This window comes from Streptomyces sp. NRRL F-6676 (genome assembly GCF_000725625.1).
GTDB lineage: Bacteria > Actinomycetota > Actinomycetes > Streptomycetales > Streptomycetaceae > Streptomyces.
The window spans coordinates 1-310 of the sequence record NZ_JOHS01000140.1; the positions used below are offsets into that span (position 1 = coordinate 1).

Here is a 310-nt window from a genome sequence, read left to right on the forward strand (position 1 = left end):
TCGAAGGTCGGAGAAGTGCTGGCCCCGGAGAACGAGACGGAGCAGGACCACACCCGGGCCGGCCAGGCAGTGCCGGCCGCCGAAGGGCGGGGCGGAACGGCAACGCAGGGGCCGGAGGCGGCGAAGGCGAAGTCGCAGGTGCCGGTGTGGCGCGAGGGACTGGCCTGGTCGGTGCTGTCGGTGGACTACCAGCGCATCCTGCAGGTGGCAGCCGACCGGGCCCGGCTCGGACAAGGGCCGGTGACCTGCCAGGAGATGGCCGTCGAGCTCGGCATGGACGTGGTGCCGGCCCGGGTGGAGGCGCTGCGGT

At 73.5% G+C, this 310-nt stretch carries 1 pseudogene; it reads left to right on the forward strand.

Annotation, left to right across the window (positions count from 1 at the left end):
• Positions 1-310, forward strand: a pseudogene (locus tag IO29_RS39855) (hypothetical protein); the annotation flags it as partial.